This window comes from Tsukamurella sputi (assembly GCF_007858445.1).
Taxonomy (GTDB): Bacteria; Actinomycetota; Actinomycetes; order Mycobacteriales; family Mycobacteriaceae; genus Tsukamurella; species Tsukamurella sputi.
The window spans coordinates 1-509 of sequence record NZ_VIGV01000239.1; the positions used below are offsets into that span (position 1 = coordinate 1).

General features: G+C 40.3%; 1 protein-coding gene. It reads right to left on the reverse strand.

The window, feature by feature from the left end; genetic code table 11:
• Positions 1-70 precede the first annotated feature (70 nt).
• A partial coding sequence (locus tag FK268_RS26290) for a DUF815 domain-containing protein (RefSeq protein WP_146437928.1) occupies positions 71-509 on the reverse strand: 439 nt, incomplete at its 5' end.

Sequence of the window (509 nt, forward strand, 5' to 3'; positions counted from 1 at the left end):
TTCATATTAAGATGGTCTGGATTGATACTGATTACAAGCTTCTATTATACCGATTTAATCTTTCGATCGATTACTCTATATCAGTTGTTAGATGCTTTTGAGTATTTTTTATGGTCATAAGTTGTGAACGACCTACAAAGTCTTTGGTGAATTGGTAGGCGATTCGTCCACTTCGTGAGCCACGTCGCTGTGTAAATTGTAGTGCTTCGCGTTCAATCTCCTCATTATAAGTTATATCTGGGGCTAATTGATAGAGCCAGCTCTTTACCATTGCAAGATACTCTTTTTGAGAAGGGGGATAGAATGAGATCCAGAGCCCAAATCGCTCTGATAGGGAGATCTTCTCTTCAATTGCTTCTTGTGGATGAATTTCTTGCGCCTCATATTGGTTGAGATTATCTTGCATCGATTCAGGGAGTAGATGACGTCGATTAGAGGTTGCGTAGAGAAGAATATTTTTCGCCGGGCTGGAGAGAGAGCCATCTAACATTGCTTTTAAGGGCTTGTAA